This is a genomic window from Streptomyces sp. DvalAA-14, assembly GCF_900091855.1.
Taxonomy (GTDB): Bacteria; Actinomycetota; Actinomycetes; order Streptomycetales; family Streptomycetaceae; genus Actinacidiphila.
Genome location: NZ_FMCH01000437.1, coordinates 1 through 1,993, shown reverse-complemented (window position 1 = coordinate 1,993; position 1,993 = coordinate 1). Strand labels below are relative to the sequence as shown.

Here is a 1,993-nt window from a genome sequence, read left to right as displayed (position 1 = left end):
AGCGCGGACCGTCCCCGGCCGAGCGGCTGCCCGGCGAGCCGGAGCCGTCGGGGCTCCTGGACGCACCGACCCCGGACAGGAGGACCGATGAACCGGTCACGGTCTGAACAGCCCGCCTGGGCGGGCGAGTCGGGGCAGCCCGTACTCACCGTCGAGGGCCTGCACATCACCGTCGCCGGCGGCCGGTCGGAGGCGGTACGCGATGTCTCCTTCGGCGTCCGGGCCGGCGAGGCGGTCGGCGTGGTCGGCGAATCGGGCAGCGGCAAGACGCTGACCTGCCGCTCGCTGCTGGGGGTGCTGCCGCCCGGCTGCGCGGTGTCGGCCGGCAGCGCGCGGCTCGACGGCACCGAACTGACCTCGCTGACCGCCCGCGCCTGGGAGCGGCTGCGCGGCGTTCAGCTCGGCGCGGTCTTCCAGGACCCGGCGTCGTATCTCAACCCGTCGCTGACCGTCGGCCGCCAGCTTGCCGAACCGCTGCGGGTCCGGCTCGGGTTGAGCCGGACCGACGCCCACCGGCGGGCGGTCGAACTCTTCGGCTCGGTCGGGCTGCGGCAGCCCGCCGAGATCTACCACCGCTACCCGCACGAACTGTCCGGCGGCATGCTCCAGCGGGTGCTGATCGCCGTCGCGGTCGCCTGCGAGCCGCGCCTGCTGGTCGCGGACGAGGCGACCACCGCGCTGGACACCGTGGTGCAGGCCGAAGTCCTCGACCTGCTGGCCCGGTTGCGCGACGAACTCGGCCTCGCGCTGCTGCTGGTCACCCACGACCTCGCCGTGGTCGCCGAGGTCACCGACCGGGTGCTGGTCTTCTACGCGGGCGAGATCGTCGAGGACGGCCCCACCGCCGACGTGGTGGCCCGACCGGCGCACCCCTACACCGCGGCGCTGCTGAGCGTCGCCTCGGGCGGCGACTGGCACCGGCGCGAGCTGGCCGTCATCCCGGGCCGCCCGCCCGAGGCCGGCGCCGACCTCCCCGGCTGCCGCTTCGCCGACCGCTGCACCTTCGCCGAGGACCGCTGCCGCACCGCGCGGGTGCCGCTCACCACGACCGGTGACGGGCGCCGCGTGCGCTGCGTGCGCGCCGCCGAACTCGCCGAAACCCTCGCCCGTCCCGCCGCCTTCGAGGAGGTGCCCGCATGAGCGTCTCCGCCGCCGGGGCCACGACTCCGGACCGCACCGCCGCGACCGCCCGGCCGGACCCGGACTCCGGCCCGGCACCCGCCCCCGCGGCGCGCCCCGAGGACCCGGACCACCGGGGGCAGGTGGTGCTGCGGATCTCCGGGCTCGGGGTGTCCTATCCGCGCCGCGGTGTCCGCGGCGGCGCCGTGCCGGTACTGGCCGGCGTGGACCTGGAGGTGACGGGCGGCCGGATACTCGGCGTGATCGGCGAGACCGGCTCCGGCAAGACCACGCTGGCCCGGGCCGTGGTCGGTGCGGCCCCGGTGACCGCCGGGCGGATCGAGGTCGAAGGGGCGCCGGTGGGCGCGCTGCGCGGCCGAGCGCTGCGGGAGCACCGCAGGTCGGGCCGGGTGCAGTACATGTTCCAGGATCCGCTGCGCTCGCTGGACCCGGATCTGACCGTGACCGAGCTGGTGAGCGAGCCGCTGGCGGTGGCCGCGGTGGACCGGAGGGAGCGCCGCGCGCGGGCCGCCGAAGCGCTCCACCGGGTCGGCCTGGACCCCGCCGCGCTGGGCGACCGGATCCCGGCCCAGCTGTCCGGCGGGCAGCGCCAGCGGGTCTCGCTGGCCCGGGCCATCGTCACCCGGCCGGCGCTGCTGCTGGCCGACGAGCCGGTGAGCGCGCTGGACGCCTCCAACCGCAACCATGTGCTGCGGCTGCTGGACGCATTGCGCCGCGACCTCGGGGTGGCGATCGTCGTGATCTCGCACGACCTCGGCTCACTGGCCGGCGTCGCCGACCGCATCGCGGTGCTCTACCGCGGGCGGCTGGTCGAACAGGGCCCCACCGCACAGGTGTTGACACATCCGCTGCA

General features: G+C 76.3%; 2 protein-coding genes. Both read left to right on the top strand.

The annotated features are described in order from the left end of the window. Nucleotides 1-87: 87 nt before the first annotated feature. Complete coding sequence (locus tag GA0115240_RS23530) at nucleotides 88-1,140, top strand: ABC transporter ATP-binding protein (protein ID WP_093739376.1); 1,053 nt, start codon at nucleotides 88-90, stop codon at nucleotides 1,138-1,140. Continuing rightward, a partial coding sequence (locus GA0115240_RS23525) for an ABC transporter ATP-binding protein (RefSeq protein ID WP_141708939.1) occupies nucleotides 1,137-1,993 on the top strand: 857 nt, incomplete at its 3' end. The genes GA0115240_RS23530 and GA0115240_RS23525, both read left to right, overlap by 4 nt.

What these genes read in the sequence shown, in the direction of transcription:
- GA0115240_RS23530 (WP_093739376.1), top strand. Translation starts at nt 88, where the DNA reads ATGAACCGGTCACGGTCTGAACAGCCCGCCTGGGCGGGCGAGTCGGGG.